The organism is Limnohabitans sp. 2KL-3, from assembly GCF_001269405.1.
Lineage (GTDB): Bacteria > Pseudomonadota > Gammaproteobacteria > Burkholderiales > Burkholderiaceae_C > Limnohabitans_A.
The window spans coordinates 56,353-82,170 of sequence record NZ_CXON01000001.1 but is presented as its reverse complement, the minus strand read 5'-3'; the positions used below and the strand labels follow the sequence as shown (position 1 = coordinate 82,170).

General features: G+C 60.2%; 22 protein-coding genes. 15 read left to right on the top strand and 7 right to left on the bottom strand.

The genetic code is table 11. The annotated features are described in order from the left end of the window. Window positions 1-17: 17 nt before the first annotated feature. From AMM41_RS00245 to AMM41_RS22430, 10 genes are all read left to right on the top strand, one after another. Complete coding sequence (locus AMM41_RS00245) at window positions 18-338, top strand: type II toxin-antitoxin system VapB family antitoxin (RefSeq protein ID WP_089951789.1); 321 nt, start codon at window positions 18-20, stop codon at window positions 336-338. Then, the gene (locus AMM41_RS00240) at window positions 335-742 is read left to right on the top strand and encodes a type II toxin-antitoxin system VapC family toxin (RefSeq protein ID WP_089951786.1); all 408 of its coding nucleotides are present in this window, start codon (window positions 335-337) and stop codon (window positions 740-742) included. The genes AMM41_RS00245 and AMM41_RS00240 overlap by 4 nt, the downstream gene beginning before the upstream one ends. Next, window positions 730-1,263: a DinB family protein gene (locus AMM41_RS00235; RefSeq protein WP_228769023.1), complete on the top strand. Its 534-nt coding sequence runs from the start codon at window positions 730-732 to the stop codon at window positions 1,261-1,263. The genes AMM41_RS00240 and AMM41_RS00235 overlap by 13 nt, the downstream gene beginning before the upstream one ends. Further along, window positions 1,260-2,045, top strand: coding sequence for an enoyl-CoA hydratase/isomerase family protein (locus AMM41_RS00230; protein ID WP_089951783.1), 786 nt, complete (start codon window positions 1,260-1,262; stop codon window positions 2,043-2,045). The genes AMM41_RS00235 and AMM41_RS00230 overlap by 4 nt, the downstream gene beginning before the upstream one ends. Window positions 2,046-2,055: 10 nt before the next feature. After that, on the top strand, window positions 2,056-3,213 hold the full coding sequence (locus tag AMM41_RS00225) for an alpha/beta hydrolase family protein (RefSeq protein ID WP_089951781.1): 1,158 nt from the start codon (window positions 2,056-2,058) through the stop codon (window positions 3,211-3,213). Window position 3,214: 1 nt separating this feature from the next. Next, on the top strand, window positions 3,215-5,227 hold the full coding sequence (locus AMM41_RS00220) for an acetyl-CoA carboxylase biotin carboxylase subunit (RefSeq protein WP_089951778.1): 2,013 nt from the start codon (window positions 3,215-3,217) through the stop codon (window positions 5,225-5,227). Window positions 5,228-5,360: 133 nt separating this feature from the next. Continuing rightward, a complete protein-coding gene (locus AMM41_RS00215) occupies window positions 5,361-6,281 on the top strand; it encodes a 2-hydroxyacid dehydrogenase (protein ID WP_089951775.1) in 921 nt (306 codons plus the stop codon). 16 nt (window positions 6,282-6,297) lie between these two features. Beyond that, window positions 6,298-7,206 (top strand): hydroxymethylglutaryl-CoA lyase, encoded by a 909-nt coding sequence (locus tag AMM41_RS00210; RefSeq protein ID WP_089951772.1) that lies wholly within the window; start codon window positions 6,298-6,300, stop codon window positions 7,204-7,206. A 3-nt stretch (window positions 7,207-7,209) separates the two neighbouring features. Then, window positions 7,210-7,731 carry a YbaK/EbsC family protein gene (locus tag AMM41_RS00205; RefSeq protein ID WP_089951768.1) on the top strand — a complete coding sequence of 174 codons (522 nt, stop codon included), beginning with the start codon at window positions 7,210-7,212 and terminating at the stop codon, window positions 7,729-7,731. Then, the gene (locus AMM41_RS22430; protein ID WP_089951765.1) at window positions 7,728-7,964 is read left to right on the top strand and encodes a DUF1289 domain-containing protein; all 237 of its coding nucleotides are present in this window, start codon (window positions 7,728-7,730) and stop codon (window positions 7,962-7,964) included. The genes AMM41_RS00205 and AMM41_RS22430 overlap by 4 nt, the downstream gene beginning before the upstream one ends. A gap of 22 nt (window positions 7,965-7,986) precedes the next feature. Here AMM41_RS22430 and AMM41_RS00195 read toward each other — a convergent pair whose 3' ends face one another. After that, the gene (locus tag AMM41_RS00195; protein WP_089951763.1) at window positions 7,987-8,430 is read right to left on the bottom strand and encodes a universal stress protein; all 444 of its coding nucleotides are present in this window, start codon (window positions 8,428-8,430) and stop codon (window positions 7,987-7,989) included. A 150-nt stretch (window positions 8,431-8,580) separates the two neighbouring features. On the opposite strand from AMM41_RS00195, the gene AMM41_RS00190 reads away from it, so the two are divergent. Continuing rightward, on the top strand, window positions 8,581-9,219 hold the full coding sequence (locus tag AMM41_RS00190) for a 2-hydroxychromene-2-carboxylate isomerase (protein ID WP_089951760.1): 639 nt from the start codon (window positions 8,581-8,583) through the stop codon (window positions 9,217-9,219). Between the two features lie 104 nt (window positions 9,220-9,323). Here AMM41_RS00190 and AMM41_RS00185 read toward each other — a convergent pair whose 3' ends face one another. From AMM41_RS00185 to AMM41_RS00160, 6 genes are all read right to left on the bottom strand, one after another. After that, entirely contained in the window at window positions 9,324-11,438 is a 2,115-nt protein-coding gene (locus tag AMM41_RS00185; RefSeq protein ID WP_089951758.1) for a sodium:solute symporter family protein, read from the bottom strand. After that, window positions 11,435-11,698, bottom strand: coding sequence for a DUF4212 domain-containing protein (locus tag AMM41_RS00180; RefSeq protein WP_089952515.1), 264 nt, complete (start codon window positions 11,696-11,698; stop codon window positions 11,435-11,437). The genes AMM41_RS00185 and AMM41_RS00180 overlap by 4 nt, the downstream gene beginning before the upstream one ends. Before the next feature lie 81 nt (window positions 11,699-11,779). Further along, window positions 11,780-12,397, bottom strand: a complete 618-nt coding sequence (locus AMM41_RS00175) for a tetratricopeptide repeat protein (protein ID WP_089951755.1) — start codon at window positions 12,395-12,397, stop codon at window positions 11,780-11,782. Further along, the gene (locus AMM41_RS00170; protein WP_062407371.1) at window positions 12,388-12,684 is read right to left on the bottom strand and encodes a hypothetical protein; all 297 of its coding nucleotides are present in this window, start codon (window positions 12,682-12,684) and stop codon (window positions 12,388-12,390) included. Before AMM41_RS00170 ends, AMM41_RS00175 begins: the two co-directional genes overlap by 10 nt. Before the next feature lie 293 nt (window positions 12,685-12,977). Beyond that, window positions 12,978-13,226, bottom strand: a complete 249-nt coding sequence (locus tag AMM41_RS00165) for a DUF4212 domain-containing protein (RefSeq protein ID WP_089951752.1) — start codon at window positions 13,224-13,226, stop codon at window positions 12,978-12,980. A gap of 14 nt (window positions 13,227-13,240) precedes the next feature. Then, on the bottom strand, window positions 13,241-14,956 hold the full coding sequence (locus AMM41_RS00160) for a GMC family oxidoreductase (protein ID WP_089952512.1): 1,716 nt from the start codon (window positions 14,954-14,956) through the stop codon (window positions 13,241-13,243). A 352-nt stretch (window positions 14,957-15,308) separates the two neighbouring features. Between AMM41_RS00160 and AMM41_RS00155 the strand changes: the two genes are divergently transcribed. From AMM41_RS00155 to AMM41_RS00140, 4 genes are all read left to right on the top strand, one after another. Further along, window positions 15,309-17,069 (top strand): MFS transporter, encoded by a 1,761-nt coding sequence (locus tag AMM41_RS00155; RefSeq protein ID WP_089951749.1) that lies wholly within the window; start codon window positions 15,309-15,311, stop codon window positions 17,067-17,069. Between the two features lie 88 nt (window positions 17,070-17,157). Next, window positions 17,158-17,352 (top strand): hypothetical protein, encoded by a 195-nt coding sequence (locus AMM41_RS00150; RefSeq protein WP_089952509.1) that lies wholly within the window; start codon window positions 17,158-17,160, stop codon window positions 17,350-17,352. Window positions 17,353-18,025: 673 nt separating this feature from the next. Then, entirely contained in the window at window positions 18,026-24,445 is a 6,420-nt protein-coding gene (locus AMM41_RS00145; RefSeq protein ID WP_089951747.1) for an excinuclease ABC subunit UvrA, read from the top strand. Between the two features lie 113 nt (window positions 24,446-24,558). Beyond that, a complete protein-coding gene (locus tag AMM41_RS00140) occupies window positions 24,559-25,689 on the top strand; it encodes an IS110 family RNA-guided transposase (RefSeq protein ID WP_089951744.1) in 1,131 nt (376 codons plus the stop codon). Window positions 25,690-25,818: the final 129 nt, after the last annotated feature.

Here is a 25,818-nt window from a genome sequence, read left to right as displayed (position 1 = left end):
ATTCAGGAAGTTTCTAAATGCGCACCAACATCGTGATCGACGACAAGCTCATGGCCGACGTCATGGCCTCGGGTGATTTCAAGACCAAGAAGGACGCGGTCGAAGAGGGCTTGCGCCTGCTCAAGCGCAAGAAGGCTTATGCAGCGTTGTTGGCCGCGCGTGGCACTTTGTTTTGGGACGACTCCGACGAAGCCTGGGCCAAAGCGCGCGAAGAAAGGCAACTTGCAGAGACCGTGCAAGAAACTGCTGTGACTTATGTGGTCAAGCCCGCTGTTAAAGCTCGAAAATCCCAAGCAGGCGCTGAAACCAAGCTGCGTGGGAAAGGCAAGTCAGCATGATTTTGGTGGACTCCAGCGTGCTGATCGATCACTTTCGAGGCACGATCAACGCACAGACCCAACAGTTAGAACGCTGGCTCACTGGGGATGATGGGCCGCCCGACATTGGTGTAGCCGATCTGGTTATTTTTGAAGTGGTTCGAGGCTTCTCCACGGCGAGTGCCCAGGCCCGAGTGCGCGACCTCCTTTTGAACTTGGAAGTGGTGGAAATTGGTGGTCTCGAGAACGCCCTGCAGGCGGCCACGCTCTATCAACGCTTGCGCCAATCTGGCCGCACCGTGCGCAGCCCCATCGACGTGCTGCTGGCCAGCTACTGCATGACCCACGGCCACACGCTGCTGCACCGCGACGCCGACTTTGAATCACTCAAAACTTTAGGAGGACTGGAGACATGGCCACAATGAACACATCCACCTGGCACAGCCACTTCAACATGCAAGCGCGCTACCAGGTCTGGGTCACGCACCGCCTGCTCGAAGCGGTCTCGCGCGTGTCCGATGCAGACTATCGGCGCGACGTGGGCCTGTTCTTCAAAAGCATCCACGGCACGCTGAACCACATGCTGGTGGCCGAGCACTTGCTTTGGTATCCGCGTTTTGCCAAAGGCGCATCGCCGGTGCTGGCGCTGGACGCCGAGGTTGAACCCCACCGAGAACGCCTGGCGCAGGCGCTCAAGGGTGGATCGGCCAACTGGACGCCACTGATCGCCAGCTGGAGTGCCGAGCGTTTTGATGGCCAACTGGACTACAGAACCAGCAAGGGCGACCCCCTGTCCTTGCCGTTTGCGGCGACCTTGGCGCATGTGTTCAACCACGCCACCCACCACCGTGGCCAGATCACAGCGGCGCTCACCGCCATGGGCCAGCCTTGCCCAGAGCTGGACATGGTTTATTTCCTTTTGTCAGAACAGGCCCCCAAAGCATGAGCAACGCCCTGAAAATTTCCACCCAAGGCGGCGTGCACACCATCACGCTGTCGCGCCCGGATGTGCGCAACGCCTTCAACGACGAAGTCATCGCCGAGCTGAAAAACGCTTTTCTGGCAGTGGCCCAAGACGCGGCCGTGCGCTGCGTGGTGCTGGCCGCCGAGGGGCCGGCCTTTTGCGCCGGTGCAGACCTGAACTGGATGCGCCGCATGGCCGACTACACCCGGGACGAAAACCTGGCCGATGCAGGCGAGTTGGCCGCCATGCTGCGCGCGATTTATGAATGCCCCCAGCCGACCATCGCACGCGTACAAGGCGACGTGTACGCCGGGGGCATGGGCCTGGTGGCCGCTTGTGACATGGCTATCAGCGTGGACACAGCGCATTACTGCCTGAGCGAGGTCAAGCTCGGCCTGATCCCCGCCACCATCAGCCCCTACGTCATCCGCGCCATGGGCGCGCGTGCGGCGCACCGTTACTTTTTGACGGCCGAGCGCTTTGGCGCGGCCGAGGCGCACCGCATCGGCCTGGTGCACGAGGTGGTGACAGCCGATGCGCTGGACGCCAAAGTGGCGGAGCTCACCCAAGCGCTGGTGAATGCCAGCCCCCACGCCGTGCGCGCCTGCAAAAAGCTGGTGCAAGACGTGGCCGAACGCGAGATCAACGACGTGCTGGTGGCGCAAACGGTGGCGGGCATTGCCGACATCCGCGCCAGCAGCGAAGGCAAAGAGGGCGTGCAATCCTTTTTGCAAAAACGCAAGCCCAGCTGGTTATTGGCTTGATCGTGCTGGCATGAAATTGCTTCGTGGTCTGTTCGGGTTAGGGTGCTTCTTCTGGGCGGTTTTGGCGTGCGCGCAAACCCCTGCCGAATTGCCGGTCGCCAAAGACCTGCATGAAGTTGTTCACCGTGTACCGGTTTCGGTGGAGGACCTTTATGGCCGGCGTGAGCAGCGCCAAATCCCGGTGACGGTGTTCAAGCCCGCTGGGGATGGGCCGTTCCCCATGGTGGTGCTCAACCATGGCCGTGCCTCCAGCCCCGAGAAGAGGGCCCAGCCCACACGCTTTCGGTATGAGCAGCAGGCCCGCTATTTTGTGGGCAAGGGTTTAGTGGTCATGGTGCCCACCCGTGTGGGCTATGGCGAAACCTTCGATGGTTTTGACCCAGAAAGCAACGGTGGTTGCAGCCAGCCCCGCATCGAACCCATGAGCCTGGCCGCATCGGACCAAGTGATCGCGGTGGCCGAATTTGCGCGCAGCTTGCCCTTCGTCGACGCCTCGCGGTGGTGGGTCATGGGCCAATCGGTCGGCGGCTTGACCTCGGTGACGACGGCCTGGCGCAACCCGGCAGGCTTGCAAGGGGCCATCAATTTCGCGGGTGGCACCGGGGGTGATCCGGTGGGCCGTCCTGGGCGTTCCTGTGCGAACGTCCAAATTGGCCAACTCTGGAAGGCCCGCGCTGCACAAGCCCGAGTGCCCATGCTGTGGCTGTATTGGGAAAACGATTTGTTCTGGGGTGCGCAAGCACCGCGTGATTGGCATCGCGCCTGGCTGGACGGTGGTGGGCAAGCCGAGTTCCACCAACTCGCGCCCGTGGGCCAGGATGGCCACTCGGGGTTCAGCATCGACATGGACCGCTGGGTGCCCAAGGTGGATGCTTTTCTGGCCCAGGCCGGGTACACCCAGCCCGCTTTGCCACCGGTCCCTGAGCCGAGTGGTTTCGCACAAGTGGATGAGATCGACAAAGTGCCGGTGGGTGCCGAGACCCGGCAAAACCTGTACCGCCGTTTTCTGGCCAGCCCCTCACCGCGTGCCTTTGCCATAGGCCCGGGTGGCGCGGGCTTTGCCACGGGCGATTGGGCCGTGGGTCGCGCATTGGGTTTTTGCCAGGCACGCCGTGGCATTGCCTGCAAGTTGTATGCCGTAGATAACCAAGTGGTTTGGAGAAATTGACATGTTCAAAAAAATACTGATCGCCAACCGTGGCGAAATCGCCTGCCGCGTTGCGGCCACCGCCCGCCGCATGGGCATCCAGACGGTGGCCGTTTATTCGGACGCCGACGCTGGGGCCAAGCATGTGCAAGCGTGTGACGAAGCCGTGCATGTGGGCGGCTCGGCCCCCAAAGACAGTTACCTGCGCTGGGAGCGTATTTTGCAAGCGGCCAAAGACACGGGCGCCAAGGCCGTGCACCCCGGCTACGGCTTTTTGAGCGAGAACGAAGACTTTGCCAAGGCCTGCGCTGCGGCAGGTCTGGTGTTCATCGGCCCGCCAGCCTCGGCGATTTTGGCGATGGGCCTCAAAGCCGAATCCAAGCGCTTGATGGAGTCGGCGGGCGTGCCCTTGGTGCCCGGCTACCACGGAGCCGACCAAGACCCGGCGCTGCTGCAGCGCGAGGCCGACCGCATCGGTTACCCCGCCCTCATCAAGGCCAGCGCAGGCGGTGGTGGCAAGGGCATGCGCGTGGTGGAAAAGTCCGAAGACTTTGCGGCAGCGCTGGCCTCCTGCAAACGCGAAGCCATCAACAGTTTTGGCAGCGATGCGGTGTTGATCGAAAAGTATGTGCAGCGCCCACGCCACATCGAAATCCAGGTGTTTGGCGACACGCAGGGCAACTGCGTGTACTTGTTCGAGCGCGACTGCTCGGTGCAGCGCCGCCACCAAAAAGTGCTCGAAGAGGCCCCTGCCCCCGGCATGACCGAGGCCTTGCGAGCGCAAATGGGCGCAGCCGCTGTGGCTGCCGCCAAAGCGGTGAATTACGTGGGCGCGGGCACGGTGGAATTCATCGTCGAACAAACGGCGTACGACCAGCCCGAATCCATGAAGTTTTTCTTCATGGAAATGAACACCCGCTTGCAGGTGGAGCACCCGGTGACCGAAGCCATCACGGGTCTTGATCTGGTGGAGTGGCAGTTGCGTGTGGCCAGTGGCGAGGCCTTGCCTTTGCGGCAAGACCAGCTGCGCATTCAGGGCCACGCCATTGAAGCGCGCATTTGCGCCGAAAACCCCGACAACAACTTCTTGCCCGCCACAGGCACCTTGCAGGTGTACCGCAAGCCGCAAGCGACCAGCTTTGAGCGTGGCACGGTGCGTGTGGACGACGGCGTTCGCGAGGGCGACACCATCAGCCCGTTTTACGACTCCATGGTGGCCAAGCTCATCGTGCACGGCGACACCCGCGAGCAAGCGCTGGCCCGGCTGGACGCCGCCTTGGCGCAGACCCACATCGTGGGCCTGAACACCAACGTGCAGTTTTTGCGCCATGTGGTGCGCAGCGAGGCCTTTGCCACCGCCAAGCTCGACACGGCCTTGATCCAACGCGAAGCCCCCGTCCTTTTCAAACAAGAAGCCGTGGGCTTGCCTGCCGCCGTGGCCGCCGTGGTCGCGCACACCCTGCACGCCGAAAAAGCCCTGCAGGGTACAGACCCCTTCAGCCGCCGCGATGGCTGGCAGTCGCACGGCTTGGCGCAGCGCCGCTTTGAATTTGTCTGGCAAGACCAGCCGCGCTCGGCCCGTCTGAACTATTTGCACGACGGCGCTGTGAGCCTATCGCTGGAAGGCGATGACGCTGCATCTGGCGTACTGAGCTTTGCCGCCCATGGCGAAGGCCTGTGGGTGCAGTGGGGCAATGCCCCGCGCTGCTTCAGCCAGCTCGACTGGCAAGGCGAAACTGCGCACCTCTTCGCCCCCCAGGGCGCGACCCGCATTACCGTGCTCGACCCCTTGGCGCACGCTGGCGAAGCCGCGCAAGAGGGTGGGCGTCTGACGGCTCCCATGCCGGGCAAGGTGGTGTCCTTTGCCGTCAAGGCAGGCGATAAAGTCAAGGCGGGTCAGCCTTTGGCCGTGATGGAAGCCATGAAAATGGAACACACCATCAGTGCGCCCAAAGACGGCGTGGTGGCCGAGTTGCTGTATGCGCCCGGCGACCAAGTCGCCGACGGTGCCGAGTTGCTCAAACTGGCGGCGTGAATTTTGTAGGTCGGAGCTTCAGCTCCGACGATGTGCGACTGGCAACAGCCGCATGTCGGGGCTAAAGCCACCGACCTACAAGACGACAACCCGCGCGACAGTCCGGATATTTCTCCGCTGACACAATTGCAGCATGAACATCACCATCTGTTTTGCCAGCTTGCCGCCTGAACCCTGGGTACAGGCCGTGCAGCAAGCACTCCCTGACGCCCGGGTTAGCGCCTGGGCACCCGGCTCACCGCCCGCCGACCATGCCATCGTCTGGGCACCGCCTCAGCAGTTCATCGACGAACAGACGGCGCTTCAAACCCTCTTCAACATCGGTGCGGGTGTGGACGCCTTGCTTCAACTCAAGCTGCCCCCCTCACTGAAAGTCGTGCGTCTGGACGACGCCGGCATGTCGGTGCAAATGGCCGAATACGTTTGCCACGCAGTGATTCGGCACTTTCGCGAATTTGACGGTTACGACGCCGACACCGCAGCGGGCAAATGGTCCTACCGCAAGCCGCGCAGCCGCGCCGATTTTGCCGTGGGCGTCATGGGTTTGGGCGTGCTCGGCGAACGTGTGGCCAAAGCGCTGCAGGTGTTTGAGTTCCCGGTCAACGGCTACAGCCGCAGTGCCAAAGACCTGCCCGGCATCCGTTGCTTCAGCGGTGCGCAAGGCCTGCCCGAATTCTTGGCCGCCACGCGTGTGCTGGTCAACCTGATGCCGCTCACGCCCGAGACCGAAAACATCCTGAACCAAGGCACCTTGTCCCAACTGCAAGCAGGCGGCTATGTCATCAACGTGGCACGAGGCAAGCACCTGGTCGAAGAAGACCTGATCGCCCTGATCGACAACGGCCACTTGGCCGGGGCCACGCTCGACGTGTTCCGCACCGAACCTTTGCCTGCTGACCACCCCTTTTGGCAGCACCCCAAAATCACCGTGACGCCACACACCTCCGCCCGCACCTTGCGCGAAGAAAGCATCGCGCAAATCGTGGGCAAAATGCAGGCGCTGCAGCGCGGCGAGCCCATCCGTGGCGTGGTGGACCACCAGCGCGGTTATTGACTATTCAGAGAATCCCATGACCCTCCCTTCACGCGTTCAACTCATCGACGTCGGCCCCCGCGACGGTTTGCAAAACGAAAAGCAACCGGTCCCGGCCGAGGTCAAAATCGGTCTGGTGCACCGCCTGCAGGCCGCAGGTCTGACCGAGATCGAGGTCACCAGTTTTGTGTCCCCGAAGTGGGTGCCGCAGATGGCCGACAACGCGGTCGTGATGGCGGGCATCGAGCGCCAATCGGGTGTGCGCTACTCGGTGCTCACACCCAATATGGTTGGCTTTCAGGCAGCGGTGGCATCGAAGCCCGACGAGATCGTGGTGTTTGGTGCGGCCAGCCAGGCCTTCAGCCAAAAGAACATCAACTGCTCCATCGAAGAAAGCATGGAACGCTTTGCGCCTGTGGTGCAGGCCGCGCTGGCCGCAGGCATTGCCGTGCGCGGTGCCATGAGTTGCAGTGTGGGTTGCCCCTACGAAGGCGATGTCTCACCGGCCAGCGTGGCCCATCTGGCGGGTTTGATGAAGCAAATTGGCGTGCAACGCGTGGACATGGCCGACACCATCGGCACGGGAACACCGCTCAAGGTTCAGCGTGCCATCGAGGCCACGCTGCAGCACTTCGACATCGACCACATCTGTGGCCACTTTCACGACACCTATGGGCAGGCGCTGGCCAACACCTTGGCTGCACTGCAAATGGGCGTGTGGAACTTCCAGTCGTCTGTTGCAGGTCTGGGCGGCTGCCCCTATGCCAAGGGGGCCACCGGAAACGTGTCCACCGAAGACTTGGTGTACATGCTGCACGGCATGGGCATTAACACCGGCATTGACCTGGACAAACTGGTCGATGCGGGCGCGTTCATCAGCGACTTTTTGGGCCGTCAACCCAACTCCAACGTGGCCAGAGCCATCCTCAACAAGCGGGCGGGTTGAGCCATGTGCGGAGCTCAATTGCACGCACTGCCCGAAGGTGTGCAGCGTGTTTCTCGCGCATTGCAAGACGCCGGTCATCCGCATGCGCCGGTCATGCTCGATGGCGCAGCCCGCACCGCACAAGAGGCGGCCGACGGGCTGGGTGTGCAACTTGGTCAGATCGCCAAGAGCGTGATCTTCAAGCGCAAGGACGATGGTGTGGCCGTGCTGGTGGTCACCTCGGGGGACCGCCGGGTGGATGAGAAAAAAGTCTCGGCCTTGGTCGGCAAGATCGGCCGTGCCGATGCCGAGTTTGTGAAAGCCCAGACCGGTTTCAGCATTGGCGGTGTCTCGCCTGTGGCGCACCTCAACACGCCCGTCACCTTGCTCGACCAAGATCTGTGGCGTTTTGCCGACATCTGGGCCGCCGCCGGGCACCCGCATGGCGTGTTCCAGTTGCAGCCCGACGACCTGAAGCGATTGACCAACGCGCCCGTGGCCGATGTGGTGCAGGCCGTCATGGTCTCCCATGGAGAGCCCGCATGAACATCCGCCTGCACAAGTTGGCCGAACGCGCATCGCAAGTGCTGTCCACATCTCTGCCTCATGTGCCATCGCCTTGTGTCTCGGTGTGTGTGATGCACCCGCAAACCGGCCAATGCGAAGGCTGCTTGCGAACCCTGCAAGAAATCGGCGAGTGGAGTCGACTGCATGACGCAGGCAAACGCCAAGTCTGGCAGCGCATTCAAATGCGCGTGCAGTCGTTGGTGGGTGGCTGACGGCCTGGGCTGTTTGGGCCGTTCAGGCGCTGCGCTCCACCACAATCAACACATTACAAGGCGACTCGTCCACCAAGGCCTTGGCGGTCGAACCGCTCCACCAGCGGCGCAGCAAATTGCTCTCGTGCCGATGGCCCACCACCAGCAAGTCTGCCGACATGCGGTCGGCATACTCAGACAGCGCCTTGATGACTTCGCCTTTGAGCAGTTCGCCGTGGGCCGCAAAACCCATGGCCTTCAAGGCGGCCACGCCATCGTTCAATTGCTGTTCCAACTGCGCTTCAACGGCGGCCGTGTTGGTTGATGCGTAGTAGCCCATCTCCATCGAACCCACATCCATGGGTGTGGGCACCACTGCCACCAAGGTCAAACGGGGCTGCCCCCAATGCGCCAGTTCCTTGATTTCAAGCAAGGCTTTTTGTCCGCTGGCCGAACCGTCGTAGGCCAAAATGATGTGTTTGTACATGCTGTCTCCTTGAGTGTTGGGCACGGAAGTCAAAGACCAAGATGACTTCACCTGGAAAACAGGTTTGATGCAAATTCTAGGGTCAAGCCCTGTTCCGTCTCTCGGTGTTCACCCTATAGACTGGGTGCGCCAACACACCCACTGCACCCCATGAAAACCATTCACTTTTATCTTGACTTCATCTCGCCTTACGCCTGGCTGGGCTTTGATGCGCTGCCCCGCGCCTTGCAGGGCATCAGCCACCGCGTGGTGCACAAACCGGTGCTGTTTGCCGCCATGCTCAAGCACCATGGACAACTCGGTCCGGCGGAAATCCCCACCAAGCGTGACTGGACCTACCGGCAGGTGCTGTGGTTGGCCTGTCAGCAAGGCACGCCTTTGCAGCTGCCGGCCATGCACCCCTTCAACCCCTTGGGTTTGTTGCGTCTGGCCACGGCGTGTGACGCCGATGGCACGCCCAGTCGCTATGTGTGCGAGAAAATTTTTCGCCATGTTTGGTGTACTGGGCAGGATGCGGCAGACACCCAGCGCCTGGCGGCCTTGACGACCGAGCTGGCACCGGCACAAGACCCCGGCAGCCCCCAAGTCAAGCAGGCTTTGCAAACGCACGCCCAAGAGGCGATTGAGCAGGGGGTGTTTGGTGTGCCCAGCTGGGTGGTCGATGACCGCGTGTTTTGGGGGCAAGATGCACTGCCCATGCTGCGGGCCTATTTACTGGGGGATGACTGGTTTGACGGCCCGGACTGGCAAGCCCCGTCGCAGTGCGGAGTGGGTGTCCGGCGCTCATGAATTGAGCGGTTGCCCCAAACAAAAAAACCCGATCACATGACGTGATCGGGTTTTTGATTGGAAGGGCTCAAGTTGGCAAGACAGAGCTTGCCAAAAGGGACCTTTTAGTGGGCAGCACTGCCTTGTGAGGTGGTGCCGTCAAAGCTGGGGAAACGGACGTTTTCGACCATGTTCTGAACTTCTTGGTCCGGTGCCTTGGTCAGCAGCGACACGATGATGATCACCGCAAAGCCGACTGGTACACCAAAGATACCGGCCGATATGGGGGCAATGTCCCACCAGGTGTTGGCCTTCAGGATTTCAGGCGTCAGCGAACCCTCATGGAACAAGCCGTACATCCAGGGATGTGTCTTGACCATGTAGTAGAACGAGATGCCCAAACCCGCCATCATGCCCAGCGAGGCGCCCCATTTGTTGGCACGCTTCCAGAAGATGCCCAGGGTCAACGCAGGGAAGAAGGCTGCCGCAGCGAAGGAGAAGGCCGCAGACACCAGGAACAAAATGTCCGCCATGCGCAGCGATGCGACATAAGCGGCCGCCAAGGCGACGAACACCAAAATGGTTTTGGAGATCGCGACACGGCGGTTCGCCGAAGCGTTCGGGTCAATCACTTTGTAGTACACGTCGTGCGACAAGGCATTGGCAATGGTCAGCAACAGGCCATCGGCAGTGGACAAGGCCGCAGCCAAACCACCGGCCGCCACCAGACCAGAAATCACGAAGGGCAAGCCGCCGATTTCAGGTGTGGCCAAGACCACAATGTCACCGCCCAAGCGGATTTCTGCCAACTGCAAGATGCCATCTTTGTTGATGTCAGCCACCGCCATCAGCGTGGGGTCGACCACGTTCCAGCGTGCAATCCATCCCGGCAACTGGTCCATGGGGGTGCCGACCAAGAGCGTGTAGATGTCAAACTTGACCAGCACCGCCAAAGCAGGCGCCGTGAAGTACAGCAAAGAGATGAAGAACAGTGACCATGCCACCGACTCACGCGCTTCACGCACCGAGGGGACGGTGTAAAAGCGCATCAGGATGTGTGGCAAAGCAGCCGTACCAATCATCAAACAGAACACCAAGGCCAGGAAGTTCTTGCGTGCCACATCCCGGGCTGCGTCGTCTTTGCCTGGGAAAGGCTCAGCATGGCGCAGGGGTGGTGCTGCACGTGCCGTGTTGGTGGTGCGTGCTGCGGTGTAAGCAGCCTTGGCAGCGGCTTCATCCTTGGGCAAAGCGGCAACAGCGGCCTCAGCGGCCTTGATGTCGGCTGCTGGCGCGTTGGCGGCCTTCAGCTCTTCCAGCTTTTTGGTGGCGGCTTCTTTGTCAGCGGCCATGGCTGCTGGCACGTCTTTCAGCTTTTCAGTGGCTGCATCAGCGCGTGCTTTGAAGATACCGCGAACTTCGAGTTCTTTCGGATCTTTGAGCAACTGCTCTTCTTTGGCTGTGACTTTTTCAAGCAGGTAGCCATAAGAGATCTGAGGCACAGGCATGTTGGTGTGTTTCACCGACAACCAAACCACAGGGATCATGTACGCCACGATCAAGATCAGGTATTGCGCCACCTGGGTCCAGGTCACAGCACGCATACCGCCCAAGAACGAGCACACCAAGATGCCGGCCAAGCCCACATACACGCCCACGTCGAAGGACAGACCTGTCAGGCGGGCGGTGATCAAGCCCACGCCGAAGATCTGCGCCACCACGTAAACGAAGGACACCAAGATGGCCGCAAACACGCCAATCAGGCGCGCCATGTTGCCGCCGTAGCGTGCGCCCAAAAAGTCAGGGATGGTGAACTGGCCAAACTTACGCAGGTAAGGTGCCAGGAACAAAGCCACCAAACAGTAGCCGCCTGTCCAGCCCAAAATGAAGGCCAAACCACCGTAACCTGTCAGGTAGAGCGTGCCGGCCATACCGATGAACGAAGCCGCTGACATCCAGTCAGAGCCTGTGGCCATGCCGTTGTAGATGGCGGGCACACGACGGCCGGCCACATAGTATTCGGCGGCATCGTTGGTGCGACTCATCACACCAATACCGCCGTACAAAAGCACGGTGGCCGCCAAGAAGGCGTAGCCAATGTACTCTTTGGGCATGCCTATTTGCTCCAGAATGGCGAGCAAAATCACGAAGGCTGCAAAGCCTCCGCCGTAGAACAAGAAAACTTTGTTCAGAGATTTCTGAAACTGGCTTTGGGTTTGGCCTTCTCCGCCGAAAACGCTCATGATTCTTCTCCTTCAGAAACGCCATATTCCTTGTCAAGGTTGTTCATATAGCGGGCGTAGTACCAAATGATCAGGCAATACACGATCAGTGCGCCCTGGGCGGCGACCCAAAACGAGAACGGCCAGCCAAAAAAGCTGAACGTCAAATCACGCGAAAAGTACAAAAGCACGAACGTGACAAAGAACCACAGGGCCAGCAATAGCCCCGTGATCCTTAAGTTTTTGCCCCAGTATTCCTGGTGCCTTGCAGTGAGCTGCATCTTCATCTCCTTCTTGTTAAAAAAATCAAACTACCGACTGTCACACTTCAATGTCTCAGCCCACAGGTCTGGGCTTGGTATTCACGCAGGCCTGTTCAGTTTGAGACCGGTTTCTCGCTCCAATTGAGCGGCCACCTTGGGCTCGAATCCATTCAAATGGCGCATGACTTCCAACGCTTTGTCGGGTTCATGCATCTCCATGTGCACCCGGGCCATTTGGTACCAGGCATAAGGGCTCATGGATTGCAATTCGGTGTTGCGCTTGAAGGCGATCAAAGACTCTTCAAACCGTTGCTGGCGCACCAGCACCAAACCCAGGCCATACCAGGCACGGTCCATTTTTTCGTCGATCTGAATGGCAGATCTGAAGGCGTGTTCGGCTTCTTGGCTTCGCCCCAACTCTTCGCAGACAAAGCCCACGTTGAAGTGGGCATTGGCGTTGTTGGGTGTGAGCACCAGAGCCCGTTCAAAAAATCCCAAAGCCTGAATCAAACGCTTGTCGTTCAGTTCCTTGAAGCCCACGCTGTTCAAGGCCAGCACATCCTCTGGGTTGATCCGCAGGATCTCTAGAAACACCGCATGGGCTTGCTTGCGCAAACCCAAGACCAAAAGTGCCTTGGCGCGGAGACGAAGCCAAAAACACCGGCTTCGGCTGGAGGTGTTCAAGTGCGTGGGGGTGGTATGGGATTTCACTGACATGCAGCGATCCCCATCTCAAGGCAAAGTTCGATTTTCAGTTGCACCACCACGACCCAGGCAATCAAAAGCCAGCTGCTGGTGGCCAGCGGGATGTGTTGGTCCAGGATCAGTTTGGGGCTGATTTTGCGAGTCAACCAAAGCGCAGGCTTGGAGGCCACATCCAGCAATTGCCAAAAAACATTGTTGTCACGGTTGGACCCCGCCAGCAATCCCAGCAAGAAGCGCCCGACGATGAACATGAGCGAAAGTTCGATCAAACTTTTGGCGATGACGATGGCAAGCAGCATAGGACTTTGTTGATGTAGATCAAGAATTTTTCGAATTCTATGAACTGCCTTCTTGTCCACCTAATCGCAATTAATCCCTTTTGAAAAATGCGTAAATAAAATTTTTCCGCGAGGATTCAGCCGCTTCATTGGGAGAAGCTGTTTTGCCTGACGACTAACTTACAATTTTGCTTTGTTTGCCACTGTCGGTGTGCCCTGAATTCAAGGGAAAACACCGATAAAACAGGGGTGGGTTTTTAGGGGGCTTGACAAACGATCAACACATCCCAAGAGCTGAAAAAAATCGCTCGCGATCAGCCTTCGGCGATGGGCCTGCCTGCAGCGGTCTCTTGCGCTTCCCAGCGGTTCATGAGCCACGCATAAACGACAACGATGCAGATGAACAGCAAGATGGAGCCTTGCGCTGCCATCCAAAAATACAAAGGCCAGCCCCAAACCGTCACAGACAAGTCTCGCGCAAAAAAACTGGGGCCAAAGCTCACCAACACCCAGACCAGCAAAAGGATCGTGGTCAACAGGCGTTTTTTGTGGATGAAAGTCATGGCACTTGGTGGCGTTAAATTTTCACGAAATCTTCGCCAATCCACTGCGCCGCTTTTTCAGCAATCATGAGGGTAGGGCTGTTGGTGTTGCCACTGGTGATGGTGGGCATCACCCCCGCATCCACCACACGCAAGCCCGCGATGCCGCGCAGCTGCAAGCGCCCATTGACCACCGCCATCGGGTCGTCGTCGCGCCCCATGCGGGTGGTGCCTACTGGGTGGAAGATGGTGCTGGCAATGTCACCGGCCAATTTGGCCAGTTCCTCGTCGCTTTGGTACTGCACGCCGGGCTTGAACTCCTCGGGCTGAAAAGGCTTCATCGCGTCTTGCGCCATGATGCGGCGCGTCACACGCAAACTGTCGGCGGCCACTTTGCGGTCTTCTGCAGTGGCCAGGTAATTGGGCGCAATGGCGGGGGCGTCTTCAAAACGCGGGCTCTTGATGTGCACCGTGCCCCGGCTGGTGGGGTTGAGGTTGCACACGCTGGCCGTGATGGCCGGAAAACTGTGCAGCGGCTCGCCAAACGCATCCAGGCTCAAAGGCTGAACGTGGTACTGAATGTTGGCGTGGGGCTGCGACGGGTCGCTCTTGGTGAACGCGCCCAACTGACTCGGCGCCATGCTCATGGGGCCAGTGCGTTTCATGGCGTATTCCAGACCGATCATGGCCTTGCCCCACAAGCTGTTGGCCAGGGTGTTCAAGGTCTTGGCGTTCTTGACCTTGTAGACCGAGCGAATCTGCAAATGGTCTTGCAAGTTGGCCCCCACACCCGGAAGGTCGTGCTGCACATCCACACCCACACCTTGCAACACAGCTGCAGACCCGATGCCCGACAGCTGCAAAATCTGCGCAGAGCCGATGCTGCCCGCACTCAAAATGACCTCTTGTGTGGCCTTGACCTCGACCATCTCCAGCCCTGTCCAGACCTGAGCGCCCGTGCAACGTTTTTCGCCATTGGCCTGGGTTTCAATCAAGAGCTTGCTCACCTGGGCTTTGTTCCACAACTCAAAGTTGGGGCGTGAATAACAGGTGGGGCGCAAAAACGCCTTGGCCGTGTTCCAGCGCCAGCCGCTGCGTTGGTTCACATCGAAGTAAGACACTCCCTCGTTGTTGCCCCGGTTGAAGTCGTCGGTGGCGGGAATGCCCGCCTGCTGGGCCGCTTGCGAAAACGCGTCCAGCACGTCCCAGCGCAGGCGTTGCTTTTCAATGCGCCATTCGCCACCTGTGTTGCGTCCACGCAGCGTGTGCAAATAACTGCCTTTGGGCAAATCGGTGGGTGCCAGCAACTCGGACTTGGCCCCTTTGGCCCCGTGAAACTCGTTGGCCCCGTTGTAGTGGTCTTCGTGCAGTTTGAAGTAGGGCAAGGCTTGGGCCCAGCGCCAAGCATCGTTGCCCGTGATCTGGGCCCACTGGTCGTAGTCGCGCGATTGGCCGCGCATGTAAATCATGCCGTTGATGCTGGAGCACCCACCCAGCACCTTGCCACGCGGATAACGCAGGCTGCGCCCGTTCAGGCCCTCGGCGGCTTCGGTTTGGTACAGCCAATCGGTGCGTGGGTTGCCAATGCAGTACAGGTAGCCCACGGGAATATGGATCCAGTGGTAATCGTCTTTTTTGCCGGCTTCGATCAACAGCACGCGTTGGCTGGCATCAGCGCTCAGGCGGTTGGCCAACAGGCATCCAGCGGTGCCACCGCCAACGATGATGTAGTCAAAGGTGTTGTCGTTCATGATGTTGTTCGTGGGGTCTGCTGATTTGAAAAGCGAAGTTCGCTGGGCGTCTGACTGTAATGGATGAGGTGAAGGGTCGGCGCTGAAGGTCACGATCCAAGTGAACAGTTGAATTTTGAGGCCGCAAGGGGGTTTGGCGTGCAAATTGGGCGACGCCTTTCAAGCATGCGCATCAAACGGTACTGAGTAATTACCCTTGGAAAATGTGGTTTTCTCGCGATGTGAAAAAAATACCAAGGGTTAACACTCGGTATGTAAGCCCGTGTTGGTTGCCTGTCAGACAGGGGCAAGTGCCAGCATCAAGAATCGGCTCAAGTTCTCGTGTTGGGGACTCTTTTTTGGAGACAGCTTCATGGCTACAACTGCACCCCGCCCGATGTCGGCGGAAGAGAAGAAGGTGATTTTTGCCTCTTCTCTGGGTACCGTTTTCGAATGGTATGACTTCTATTTGTACGGCTCATTGGCCGCGATCATTGCCAAGCAATTCTTCAGCGGCTTGGACGAAGGCTCTGCTTTCATCTTCGCGCTGTTGGCGTTTGCTGCTGGTTTCATCGTGCGTCCTTTCGGCGCGATCTTCTTCGGCCGTTTGGGCGACATGATCGGCCGCAAGTACACCTTCTTGGTCACCATCCTGATCATGGGTGCATCGACCTTCATCGTGGGCATCTTGCCCAACTACGCCAGCATTGGTGTGGCCGCCCCCGTCATCCTGATCTGCCTGCGCTTGTTGCAAGGTTTGGCTTTGGGTGGTGAGTACGGTGGTGCTGCCACTTACGTGGCCGAGCACGCTCCTCACGGCAAGCGTGGTGCTTACACCGCCTGGATCCAGACCACAGCAACATTGGGCTTGTTCCTGTCCTTGATGGTGATCTTGGGTACACGGACCATCATCGGCGAAGAAGCTTTTGCTGACTGGGGCTGGCGCGTTCCGTTCATCGTCTCGATCATCATGTTGATCATCTCGGTCTTCATCCGTTTGAGCATGAACGAATCGCCTGCTTTCGTGAAAATGAAAGCCGAAGGCAAAACCTCCAAGGCCCCTCTGTCCGAGTCTTTCGGCCAGTGGAAAAACCTGAAGATCGTGATCTTGGCCCTGATCGGTTTGACTGCGGGTCAAGCTGTGGTTTGGTACTCCGGTCAGTTCTACGCTTTGTTCTTCTTGACACAAGCGTTGAAGGTGGACGGCGCCACTGCCAACATCATGGTTGCTGTGTCTTTGATCATCGGCACACCGTTCTTCATCGTGTTCGGTGCCTTGTCTGACAAGATTGGCCGCAAGCCGATCATTTTGGCCGGTTGCTTGTTGGCCGCTTTGACATACTTCCCTGTGTTCAAGGCATTGACCAAGGCTGCTAACCCAGACTTGTACGCTGCCCAAGCCGCATCACAAGTGGTTGTTGTTGCTGATCCAGCCGAGTGCTCGTTCCAGTTCAACCCCACAGGCACCAAGAAGTTCACTTCTTCTTGCGACATCGCCAAGCAACGTTTGGCTGGCGCATCGGTGAGCTACTCGAACGAAGTCGCACCTGCTGGCACACCTGCCATCATCAAGGTGGGCGAGACCGTCGTGAAGGTCAAGTACACAGCTGAAGACGTGGCTGCTGCCAAGGCCAAGGCCGAGGAAAAGCTGGCTGCTCTGAACGCTGCAGAACCCAAAGACGCCAAGGCGATCGAAGCTGCCACCAAGTCTGTCAAAGAACTGAGCAACGAGAAGGCCGCTGGTGCAACACTGTTGGCTTCCAACCTGGGCGCTGCTCTGAAAGGTGCCAACTACCCTGTCAAAGCCGACATGGCCAAGTTCGACAAGGTTACCGTCATCATCATCCTCACCTACTTGGTGTTGTTGGTGACCATGGTGTACGGTCCTATCGCCGCCATGCTGGTTGAGATGTTCCCCACCCGTATCCGTTACACCTCCATGTCCTTGCCTTACCACATCGGTAACGGCTGGTTCGGCGGCTTGTTGCCCACCACCGCCTTCGCGATCGTGGCTCAGACCGGTAACATGTACAACGGCTTGTGGTACCCGATCATCATCGCCGGTGCAACCGTCGTGATTGGTGGTCTGTTCATCAAAGAGACCAAAGACGTCGACATCTACGCAGACGACTGATCTTTGTTGTAAGCATCCCGGGGTGACTCGGGTGCTAAATTCAAGGCCTTCCCCCTGTGGAGGGCCTTCTTTATTTTGGAGATGAATGATGTGGAAAATTGTTGTTGGATTCGTGATCTTTGCTGGCTTGGCTTTGTACGTCATCAGCAAAGGCGGTGACAGCCTGGACATGAGCGGCGAAAAGCACGGCGCTGATGCTGTGCATGTAGAGCCCGCCAAAGCCGATGCACCCGCCGCAGCTCCTGCTGCTGCACCAGCATCTGACGCCAGCGCTGCCAAGTAAGCACACCGCTGTCTCAGGGCTTTTGGCCCTGACGAGCGATCCCAAGCCACGCCAATGCGTGGCTTTTGTTTTGTAAGAGCGACGCCCCCGTCGCGATAAGCCCCGCAGACCACCACCCATCGCCCCAAGGTCATGGCTCCCACAAAATGCAGGGCCTTCCCCCCGTAGGAGCGACGCCCTCGTCGCGATAAGCCCCGCAGACCACCCCCCATCGCCCCGAGGGCGGGGCTCCTACAAAATGCAGGGCATTCCCCCCTGTAGGAGCGACGCCCCCGTCGCGATAAGCCCCGCAGACCACCCCCCATCGCCCCGAGGGCGGGGCTCCTACAAAATGCAGGGCATTCCCCCCTGTAGGAGCGACGCCCCCGTCGCGATAAGCCCCGCAGACCACCCCCCATCGCCCCAAGGTCATGGCTCCCACAAAATGCAGGGCATTCCTCCCTGTAGGAGCGACGCCCCCGTCGCGATAGGCCCCGCAGACCACCCCCCATCGTCCCGAGGGCGGGGCTCCCACAAAATGCAGGGCATTCCTCCCTGTAGGAGCGACGCCCCTGTCGCGATGGTGCGCTAGCAGACCATAGCCAATCGCCCCGAGGTCGAGGCTCCCCTCAGTCAGCGGCGGGTTTATCCTGCCGCCCTAGAATGCTTGGCCCTCACCCCATAAAGCCCGTCCATGTCCCAAGGTCTCATCCGCATCCGTGGTGCCCGTCAGCACAACCTCAAAAACCTCGATCTGGACATCCGCACGGGCGAGCTGACGGTGGTCACCGGCCCCAGCGGCTCCGGCAAGTCGAGCTTGGTGTTCGACACGCTTTACGCCGAAGGCCAGCGCCGCTATGTAGAGACCTTCAGCGCCTACGCCCGCCAGTTCTTGGACCGCATGGACAAACCGGCGGTCGATAAGGTCGAAGGCGTGCCTCCGGCGATTGCCATCGACCAGACCAACCCGGTGCGCAGCTCGCGCTCCACCGTGGGCACCATGACCGAGCTGAACGACCATTTGAAGCTGTTGTTTGCCCGCCTAGGTCAGTTGTTTGACAAAGACACCGCACAACCCGTGCGCCACGACAACCCCGACACCATTTACGCCGAGCTGGCCCAGCGTGCCGCGCAGGCGGGCGACCCGCGCCTGTACCTGACCTTCCCGGTGGAGCTGCCCGCCAACACCAGCGCAGAGCAGGTTGAGCAGTGGCTGTCGGCCAGCGGCTTCACCAAAGTGCAGGCGGAACGCGAAGTGGCCACACCCACCGGCCCGCGCAAAGTGCTGGACGTGATCGCCGACCGTTTCCGTTTGGGCAAAGCCGAAAAAGCCCGCGTGGTCGAAGCCATCGAAGTGGCCTTGAAGCGCGGCGGCCGCCTGAATGTGTATGCAGAGAAATTGGGGTCAGATCCCAATTTCTCCGCCGCTTCCTCCCCTGAGCCCGCCTTCGACATATGGCGCTTTTCGACCGGCCTGCATTGCCCCGACAGCGACCAGCGTTACACCGACCCGATCCCGTCGATGTTCTCCTTCAACTCCGCCGTGGGCGCGTGCGAGACCTGTCGGGGTTTTGGGCGGGTGATTGGTGTCGACTACGGCCTGGTCATTCCCAACCCCAAGCTCACGCTGCGGGCTGGGGCCATCAAGACGCTGCAAACGCCCGCGTGGCAAGAAAACCAGGACGACCTGATGCGCCACGCCGAGGCCGCAGGCATTCCGCGCGACACGGCGTGGGACAAGCTGACGCAAGCCCAGCAAGACTGGGTGATCAACGGTTCGCCCGAGTGGAAGGGCCGCTGGAACCACCAGTGGTATGGCGTGAAGCGCTTTTTTGAGTACCTGGAGAGCAAGGCCTACAAGATGCATATCCGGGTGCTCTTGTCCAAGTACCGCAGTTACACCGAGTGCCCAACGTGCCAAGGGGCGCGTTTGAAGACCGAGAGTTTGCTGTGGCGCATTGGCAGCCATTCGGATGCCGATGGCGTTTTGCCGGTGGAAAAGCGTTTCATGCCCGCAGGTGTGAAGTGGACGCGTGCGCAGTTGGAGGCGCTGCCGGGTTTGAGTTTGCACGACATGATGATCATGCCGCTCGATCGACTGCGATTGTTTTTTGACCGGTTGTCGGCGTCGGGTCAGGCGTCTTTGGTTTCTGGGTTGTTGAGCAATTTGGGGGAGGCTCCGGCCGGGGATGGGCTGGGCTCCTCATACGGCGGGGGTACGCCAAAATCGTCGCCCAGCCCATCCCCGGCCGAAGCCGTAGGGGCGGGTGCACAAGCAGAAGCGCAGACTAAGGCACAGGCAGCGACAGAGAGTGCGATAGAGATGTCGCCAGACGATCGATCCACCACAAGGTCTGCGTCAGAGCGGGGGGCGGGCGACGATTTTGGCGTACCCCCGCCGCATGAGGAGCCCGCCCCCCGCTCTGATGCAGACCGAACCGCCGAAGAAACCACAGATGCCACAGCACAGGACTCAACAAAAGGCCCAAGCGCCGAACAAAAAGCCCTGCAACTGCTGCTCGAAGAAATCACCACCCGCCTCAAATACCTGTGCGACGTGGGCATTGGTTACCTCACCCTCGACCGCCAAAGCCGGACGCTCAGCGGCGGCGAAGTGCAGCGCATCAACCTCACCACCGCACTGGGCACTAGCCTCGTCAACACCTTGTTCGTGCTGGACGAGCCCAGCATCGGTCTGCACCCGCGCGACATGCACCGCATCACCTTGGCCATGCACCGCCTGCGCGACGCGGGCAACACCCTGGTCGTGGTCGAGCACGACCCGGCCGTGATGATGGCCGCCGACCGCATGATCGACATGGGCCCCGGCCCCGGTGAGCGCGGCGGGCAGATCGTTTTTGACGGCACCACCGCCGACCTGCGCAACGCAGACACGCTCACCGGCGCTTATTTGGGTGGGCGCAAACAAGTGGGCCTGGGCTTCAAGCGCATGGTCACCGACAGCACGCCGCGCTTGATTTTGGAAGGCGCACGCGAGCACAACCTGCAAAACATCAGCGTGGACTTTCCGCTGCAGCGCCTGGTCACCATCACCGGCGTGAGCGGCTCGGGCAAATCGAGTTTGATCCAGGACGTGCTGGCCCCGGCGCTCATGCGCCACTTTGGCAAAGCCACCGAAACCCCGGGCGCACACGACCGATTGTTGGGTGCCGACCACCTGAGCGATGTGGTGTTTGTGGACCAGTCGCCCATCGGCAAAACCGCCCGTTCTAACCCCGTGAGCTATGTGGGTGCGTGGGACGCGATCCGCGAGATTTTTGCGACCGCGCCGCTGTCGCGCCAGCGTGGCTACACCGCCAGCAAGTTCAGCTTCAACGGCGGCGATGGCCGCTGCCCCACCTGCGGCGGCTCGGGTTTTGAGCACGTCGAGATGCAGTTTTTGAGCGATGTGTATTTGCGTTGCCCCGATTGCGATGGCAAGCGCTACCGTCCTGAAATTCTGGAAATCACCGTCGAGCGCCAAGCCCTGGGCCAGGCGCAGCCGCGCCACCTGAACGTGGCCGATGTGCTGGACTTGACGGTGAGCGAAGCCGCCGCTTTGTTCGCGCAAGACCGCGACGTGATCCGCGCCCTGCAGCCCATTGTCGATGTGGGCCTGGAATACGTGAAGCTGGGCCAGCCTGTGCCCACCTTGTCGGGCGGTGAGGCGCAGCGCCTCAAGCTCGCGGGCTTTTTGGCTGAAGCCGCCAAAAGCGCGTCCAAGAGCCGCCAGAGTTTGGCCCGCAAAGGCACGCTGTTTTTGTTTGACGAGCCGACCACCGGCTTGCACTTTGACGACATCGCCAAGCTCATGCGGGCTTTGCGCAAGCTGCTCGAAGCGGGGCATTCGCTCATCGTCATCGAGCACAACCTGGATGTGATCCGCGCCAGCGATTGGCTGATCGACCTGGGGCCAGAGGGTGGTTATGCCGGGGGGCTGATCGTGGCCCAAGGCACGCCAGAAGATGTGCGGCAACATGCGACATCGCACACGGGGCTGGCGCTGCGGGAGTACGCCGAGTCGATGGGGGAGGTCGGTGTTGTGTCTGAGCGTTTGAGTGTCTATGGGGGCGAGTTCGATGTTCTGGCTGGGCGGTCGGGTGTTCGTGGGGGCGAGGCTGCGGTGTCAGCGGGTTCCTCATACGGCGGGGGTACGCCAAAATCGTCACCCGCTGACACCGCAGCCTCGCTCGCGAGCGTTCGAAGTCAGGGCAGTGCTAAGGGCTTGACCCCGCAACGTCGCGCACCTGTGTTGAACAACAACATCCAAATCGTCAACGCCAAAGAGCACAACCTCAAAAACCTGAGCGTGGACATTCCACGCGGCAAGTTCAACGTGGTCACCGGCGTCAGTGGTTCTGGCAAATCCACGCTGGCGTTTGACATCTTGTTCAACGAAGGCCAGCGTCGCTATTTGGAAAGCCTGAACGCCTACGCCCGAAGCATCGTGCAACCCGCTGGCCGCCCCGAGGTGGATGCGGTGTACGGCATCCCGCCCACCGTGGCGATTGAGCAGCGGCTGTCACGCGGTGGCCGCAAATCGACCGTGGGCACGACCACCGAGGTTTGGCATTTCTTGCGTCTCTTGTACGTCAAGCTGGGCATTCAGCATTGCGTGCACGACAACACGCCCGTGCAACCGCAAACGCCCGACAGCATCATCGCGCAGCTCATGACGCAGTTCCGGGGGCAACACATCGGCCTGCTGGCCCCCTTGGTCGTCAACCGCAAAGGTGTTTACACCGAGCTGGCCGACTGGGCGCGGCCGCGTGGCTTCACACACCTGCGCGTCGATGGCGACTTTTTGCCCACACAAGGTTTTCCGCGCATCGACCGCTTCAAAGAACACAACATTGAACTGCCCGTGGCCAGTCTCGATGTGTTGCCCACCAACGAGACTGCGCTGCGCCAAGCCCTGAGCAAAACACTGGAACACGGCAAAGGCGTGGTGCATGTGCTGAGCGATTTGGACGGCTTGCGCGAAGCCATGTTCAGCGGAGAATCCACCGCCCGCATCGGCCAGCACCGCGTGTTTTCGACCCTGCGGGCTTGCCCAGCCTGTGACACCTCGTATGCCGAACTCGACCCGCGCTTGTTCTCGTACAACAGCAAACACGGCTGGTGCCCCGACTGCGTGGGCACGGGCGTCAAGCTCAGCAAAGACGAGCGCCAAGTGTTTGACGACTCGGTGCGTGACGACAAAGACAAAGGCCGCGAGCAAACCTTTGCCGAGCCGGAGATCGAAGACCTGGCCAATGTGGCCTGCCCCACTTGCGAAGGCACACGCCTGAACGCCACGGCCCGCGCCGTGCGCTTGGGCGCAGCGCCGGGCCAAGGCTGGCGCATCACCGACATCGCCAGCTTGTCCGTCACCGATGTGCGGCATTGGGTGGACAAGCTGCAGCTGACAGGCCGCGACGCCGATATCGCCCGCGACTTGGTGCCCGAGATCAAGAGTCGCCTGGAATTTTTGGAAGAAGTGGGTCTGGGTTACCTCACCCTCGACCGGGGTGCGCCCACGCTCTCTGGCGGCGAGGCGCAGCGCATCCGCTTGGCCGCGCAGTTGGGCAGCAACTTGCAGGGCGTGTGCTACGTGCTCGACGAGCCGACCATCGGCCTGCACGCCCGCGACAACCAGATCTTGCTCAACGCCCTGCACAAGTTGGGCGACAAAGGCAACACCCTGGTGGTGGTGGAGCACGACGAAGACACCATTCGCCGAGCCGACCACATCATCGACATCGGCCCGAGTGCTGGCAAACGCGGTGGTCGTTTGGTGGCACAAGGCTCGGTGGCCGACATCACGGCGTCTGCCGATTCGCAAACCGGCCGCTATCTGTTGCACGCGATGAAGCATCCAATGCAAGCCCGCAGGGTGGTGGATGCTTCTGCGCGGGGCAATGCCGGGAAATTGGGGTCAGATCCCAATTCTTTGCCAGCTGCTACGGCCGCTGAAACCGCGATCACAGCGGCAACGACCGCAGCCAAAGTGAAGGGCAAAAAGAAAGCCGCCTCACCCGTTGTGGCAACAACGCCCGAAACGCCCACACTTCAATGGCTCACCCTCACCGGTGCCAACCTGCACAACCTGCGCCAAGTCGATGTGCAAGTGCCCCTCAAACGCTTGGTCGCCGTCACCGGTGTCAGCGGCTCCGGAAAATCCACCCTGGCCCGTGATGTGCTGCTGGCCAATGTGCAAGCCCTGGTCAGCCAGCGCTCCACCTTCGCAGGCCGCACCGCGCAAGACGCCGGCCAACGCGTGGCTTTGACCGCGTGCAGCGATGTGCAAGGCTTTGAAACCATCGACCGCGTGCTCGAAGTGGACCAAACCCCGATCGGCAAAACCCCGCGTTCCTGCCCCGCTACCTACATCGGCTTTTGGGACACCATCCGCAAACTGTTTGCCGAAACGCTTGAGGCCAAAGCCCGAGGCTACGCCGCTGGGCGCTTCAGCTTCAACACCGGCGAAGGCCGTTGCCCCAGCTGCGAAGGGCAGGGCATGCGCACCATCGAGATGAGCTTTTTGCCCGACGTGAAAGTGCCCTGCGAAACCTGCCGAGGCGCTCGCTTCAACCCCGAGACCCTGGCCGTGACCTGGCGTGGCAAAAGCATTGGCGACGTGTTGCAGATGGAAGTGGACGAGGCCGTGGACTTTTTTGCCACCATGCCCAGCATCGCCCACCCGCTGCAGCTGCTCAAAGACGTGGGCTTGGGTTACCTGACACTGGGTCAGCCCTCACCGACCCTGAGCGGCGGCGAAGCCCAGCGCATCAAGCTGGTGACCGAGCTGACCAAGGTGCGCGACGAAGTGGGCAAGCGCGGCAACAAAGCCCCGCACACCCTGTATGTGCTGGACGAACCCACGGTGGGCCTGCACATGGCCGACGTGGACAAACTCATCAGCGTGCTGCACCGTTTGGTGAATGCGGGCCACAGCGTGATCGTGATCGAGCACGACCTCGACGTGATCGCCGAAGCCGACTGGGTGATTGACCTGGGACCGGAAGGCGGCAACGCAGGCGGCCGCATTGTGGCCGCCATGACGCCCGAAGCCTTGGTGATCCTGGGCACCCACACCGGCAAGGCTCTGGCACCCGTGCTGGCCCGTGTCTGACCTCCGAGCCCCCCTGTAGACATGATGGATGACCTGCCCACCTGACAAACGTGGGTTAAGTTAATGGGTGTGAAACCTTTATCAACTCAGTGCCACAACTCAGGAGGCAGATCATGAAACAGTTTAACGAAATCTACGTGGGCCTTGATGTTCACAAAGACACCATCGCGGTTGCCATTGCACGCGGTTTGCGCACGAAACCAAATTACTTTGGCGAGGTGCCCAACACGCCAACGGCCATCGCCAAGTTGCTCAAACAACTGAGCCCCGATGGCGAGGTTTTGAACTTTTGCTACGAAGCGGGTCCATGTGGTTATGAGGTCTACCATCAGGTCACCCGGCAGGGCCACGCCTGTGACGTCGTGGCCCCCTCCTTGATTCCGAAGATGCCAGGCGTGCGCATCAAAACCGATAGGCGTGACGCCATGAGCCTGGCCAAGTTGCACGCCGATGGCAGCTTGACGGCCGTGTGGGTACCAGACAAAGAGCAAGAGGGCATCCGAGATCTGAGCCGGGCACGTGAAGATTTCAAACAAACCGAGACCAAGGCACGCCAACGCTTGGGAGCGTTTTTGCTGCGCAACGGCAAGGTCTTCACCGGCAAAAGCAAGTGGACCGTGGCGTACTGGCGCTGGATAGAGACGCTCACGTTTGAGACGCCCACGCAGCACATCGTGATGCAAGAGTACGTGGAGGCACTCAAGGAGGCCAGTCGGCGCGTGTTGGGCATGGAAAAGCAAATCTTGCTGGCCGTGCGGGGCTGGAGCCTGGAGCCAGTGTTGAACAGCCTGTTGGCCATGAGAGGGGTGAACACGATCACTGCGGTGACTTTGTTGGCCGAGCTGGGGGACATCACGCGCTTTGACAACCCCAAGCAGCTGATGTCGTATTTGGGGCTGGTGCCCAGCGAATACAGCAGCGGCAGCAAAAGGCAGCAAGGCGCGATCACCAAGACGGGCAACGGGCACGTTAGGCGGGTGCTGATCGAGGCGGCCTGGAACTACCGATTCCCGGCACGCAAGAGCCGCACGATAGAGATGCGGGCAGAAAAGACCAGCGAGCGGGTGCAGGCCATTGCGTGGGAGGGGCAAAAGAGACTGTGCGGGCGGTATCAAAAACTGCTGACGTCGGGCAAGCTCAAACAAAAAGTGTGCACGGCGGTGGCCCGCGAGATGGTGGGCTTTGTCTGGGCGATTGCGTGCGAGGCCAGTGGCCGGGTGCACGGTAGCCGGGCAACGGCATGAACAAGAGGTCGGTGATTGTGGTTCAGGGGCTGCGCAGGCAGAACTGCAGAACCCCAGATGCTCCTATGTGGCGCTCACTCGCAAGGGGGAGATGACCCACGACTGTAGAGATGGGCAGCTGCGCGACCG

Bases quoted from the DNA above. Each gene is read 5' to 3' on its own strand.
- AMM41_RS00245 (WP_089951789.1), top strand. From the start codon at position 18: ATGCGCACCAACATCGTGATCGACGACAAGCTCATGGCCGACGTCATG.
- AMM41_RS00240 (WP_089951786.1), top strand. From the start codon at position 335: ATGATTTTGGTGGACTCCAGCGTGCTGATCGATCACTTTCGAGGCACG.
- AMM41_RS00235 (WP_228769023.1), top strand. From the start codon at position 730: ATGGCCACAATGAACACATCCACCTGGCACAGCCACTTCAACATGCAA.
- AMM41_RS00230 (WP_089951783.1), top strand. From the start codon at position 1,260: ATGAGCAACGCCCTGAAAATTTCCACCCAAGGCGGCGTGCACACCATC.
- AMM41_RS00225 (WP_089951781.1), top strand. From the start codon at position 2,056: ATGAAATTGCTTCGTGGTCTGTTCGGGTTAGGGTGCTTCTTCTGGGCG.
- AMM41_RS00220 (WP_089951778.1), top strand. From the start codon at position 3,215: ATGTTCAAAAAAATACTGATCGCCAACCGTGGCGAAATCGCCTGCCGC.
- AMM41_RS00215 (WP_089951775.1), top strand. From the start codon at position 5,361: ATGAACATCACCATCTGTTTTGCCAGCTTGCCGCCTGAACCCTGGGTA.
- AMM41_RS00210 (WP_089951772.1), top strand. From the start codon at position 6,298: ATGACCCTCCCTTCACGCGTTCAACTCATCGACGTCGGCCCCCGCGAC.
- AMM41_RS00205 (WP_089951768.1), top strand. From the start codon at position 7,210: ATGTGCGGAGCTCAATTGCACGCACTGCCCGAAGGTGTGCAGCGTGTT.
- AMM41_RS22430 (WP_089951765.1), top strand. From the start codon at position 7,728: ATGAACATCCGCCTGCACAAGTTGGCCGAACGCGCATCGCAAGTGCTG.
- AMM41_RS00195 (WP_089951763.1), bottom strand. From the start codon at position 8,430: ATGTACAAACACATCATTTTGGCCTACGACGGTTCGGCCAGCGGACAA.
- AMM41_RS00190 (WP_089951760.1), top strand. From the start codon at position 8,581: ATGAAAACCATTCACTTTTATCTTGACTTCATCTCGCCTTACGCCTGG.
- AMM41_RS00185 (WP_089951758.1), bottom strand. From the start codon at position 11,438: ATGAGCGTTTTCGGCGGAGAAGGCCAAACCCAAAGCCAGTTTCAGAAA.
- AMM41_RS00180 (WP_089952515.1), bottom strand. From the start codon at position 11,698: ATGCAGCTCACTGCAAGGCACCAGGAATACTGGGGCAAAAACTTAAGG.
- AMM41_RS00175 (WP_089951755.1), bottom strand. From the start codon at position 12,397: ATGTCAGTGAAATCCCATACCACCCCCACGCACTTGAACACCTCCAGC.
- AMM41_RS00170 (WP_062407371.1), bottom strand. From the start codon at position 12,684: ATGCTGCTTGCCATCGTCATCGCCAAAAGTTTGATCGAACTTTCGCTC.
- AMM41_RS00165 (WP_089951752.1), bottom strand. From the start codon at position 13,226: ATGACTTTCATCCACAAAAAACGCCTGTTGACCACGATCCTTTTGCTG.
- AMM41_RS00160 (WP_089952512.1), bottom strand. From the start codon at position 14,956: ATGAACGACAACACCTTTGACTACATCATCGTTGGCGGTGGCACCGCT.
- AMM41_RS00155 (WP_089951749.1), top strand. From the start codon at position 15,309: ATGGCTACAACTGCACCCCGCCCGATGTCGGCGGAAGAGAAGAAGGTG.
- AMM41_RS00150 (WP_089952509.1), top strand. From the start codon at position 17,158: ATGTGGAAAATTGTTGTTGGATTCGTGATCTTTGCTGGCTTGGCTTTG.
- AMM41_RS00145 (WP_089951747.1), top strand. From the start codon at position 18,026: ATGTCCCAAGGTCTCATCCGCATCCGTGGTGCCCGTCAGCACAACCTC.
- AMM41_RS00140 (WP_089951744.1), top strand. From the start codon at position 24,559: ATGAAACAGTTTAACGAAATCTACGTGGGCCTTGATGTTCACAAAGAC.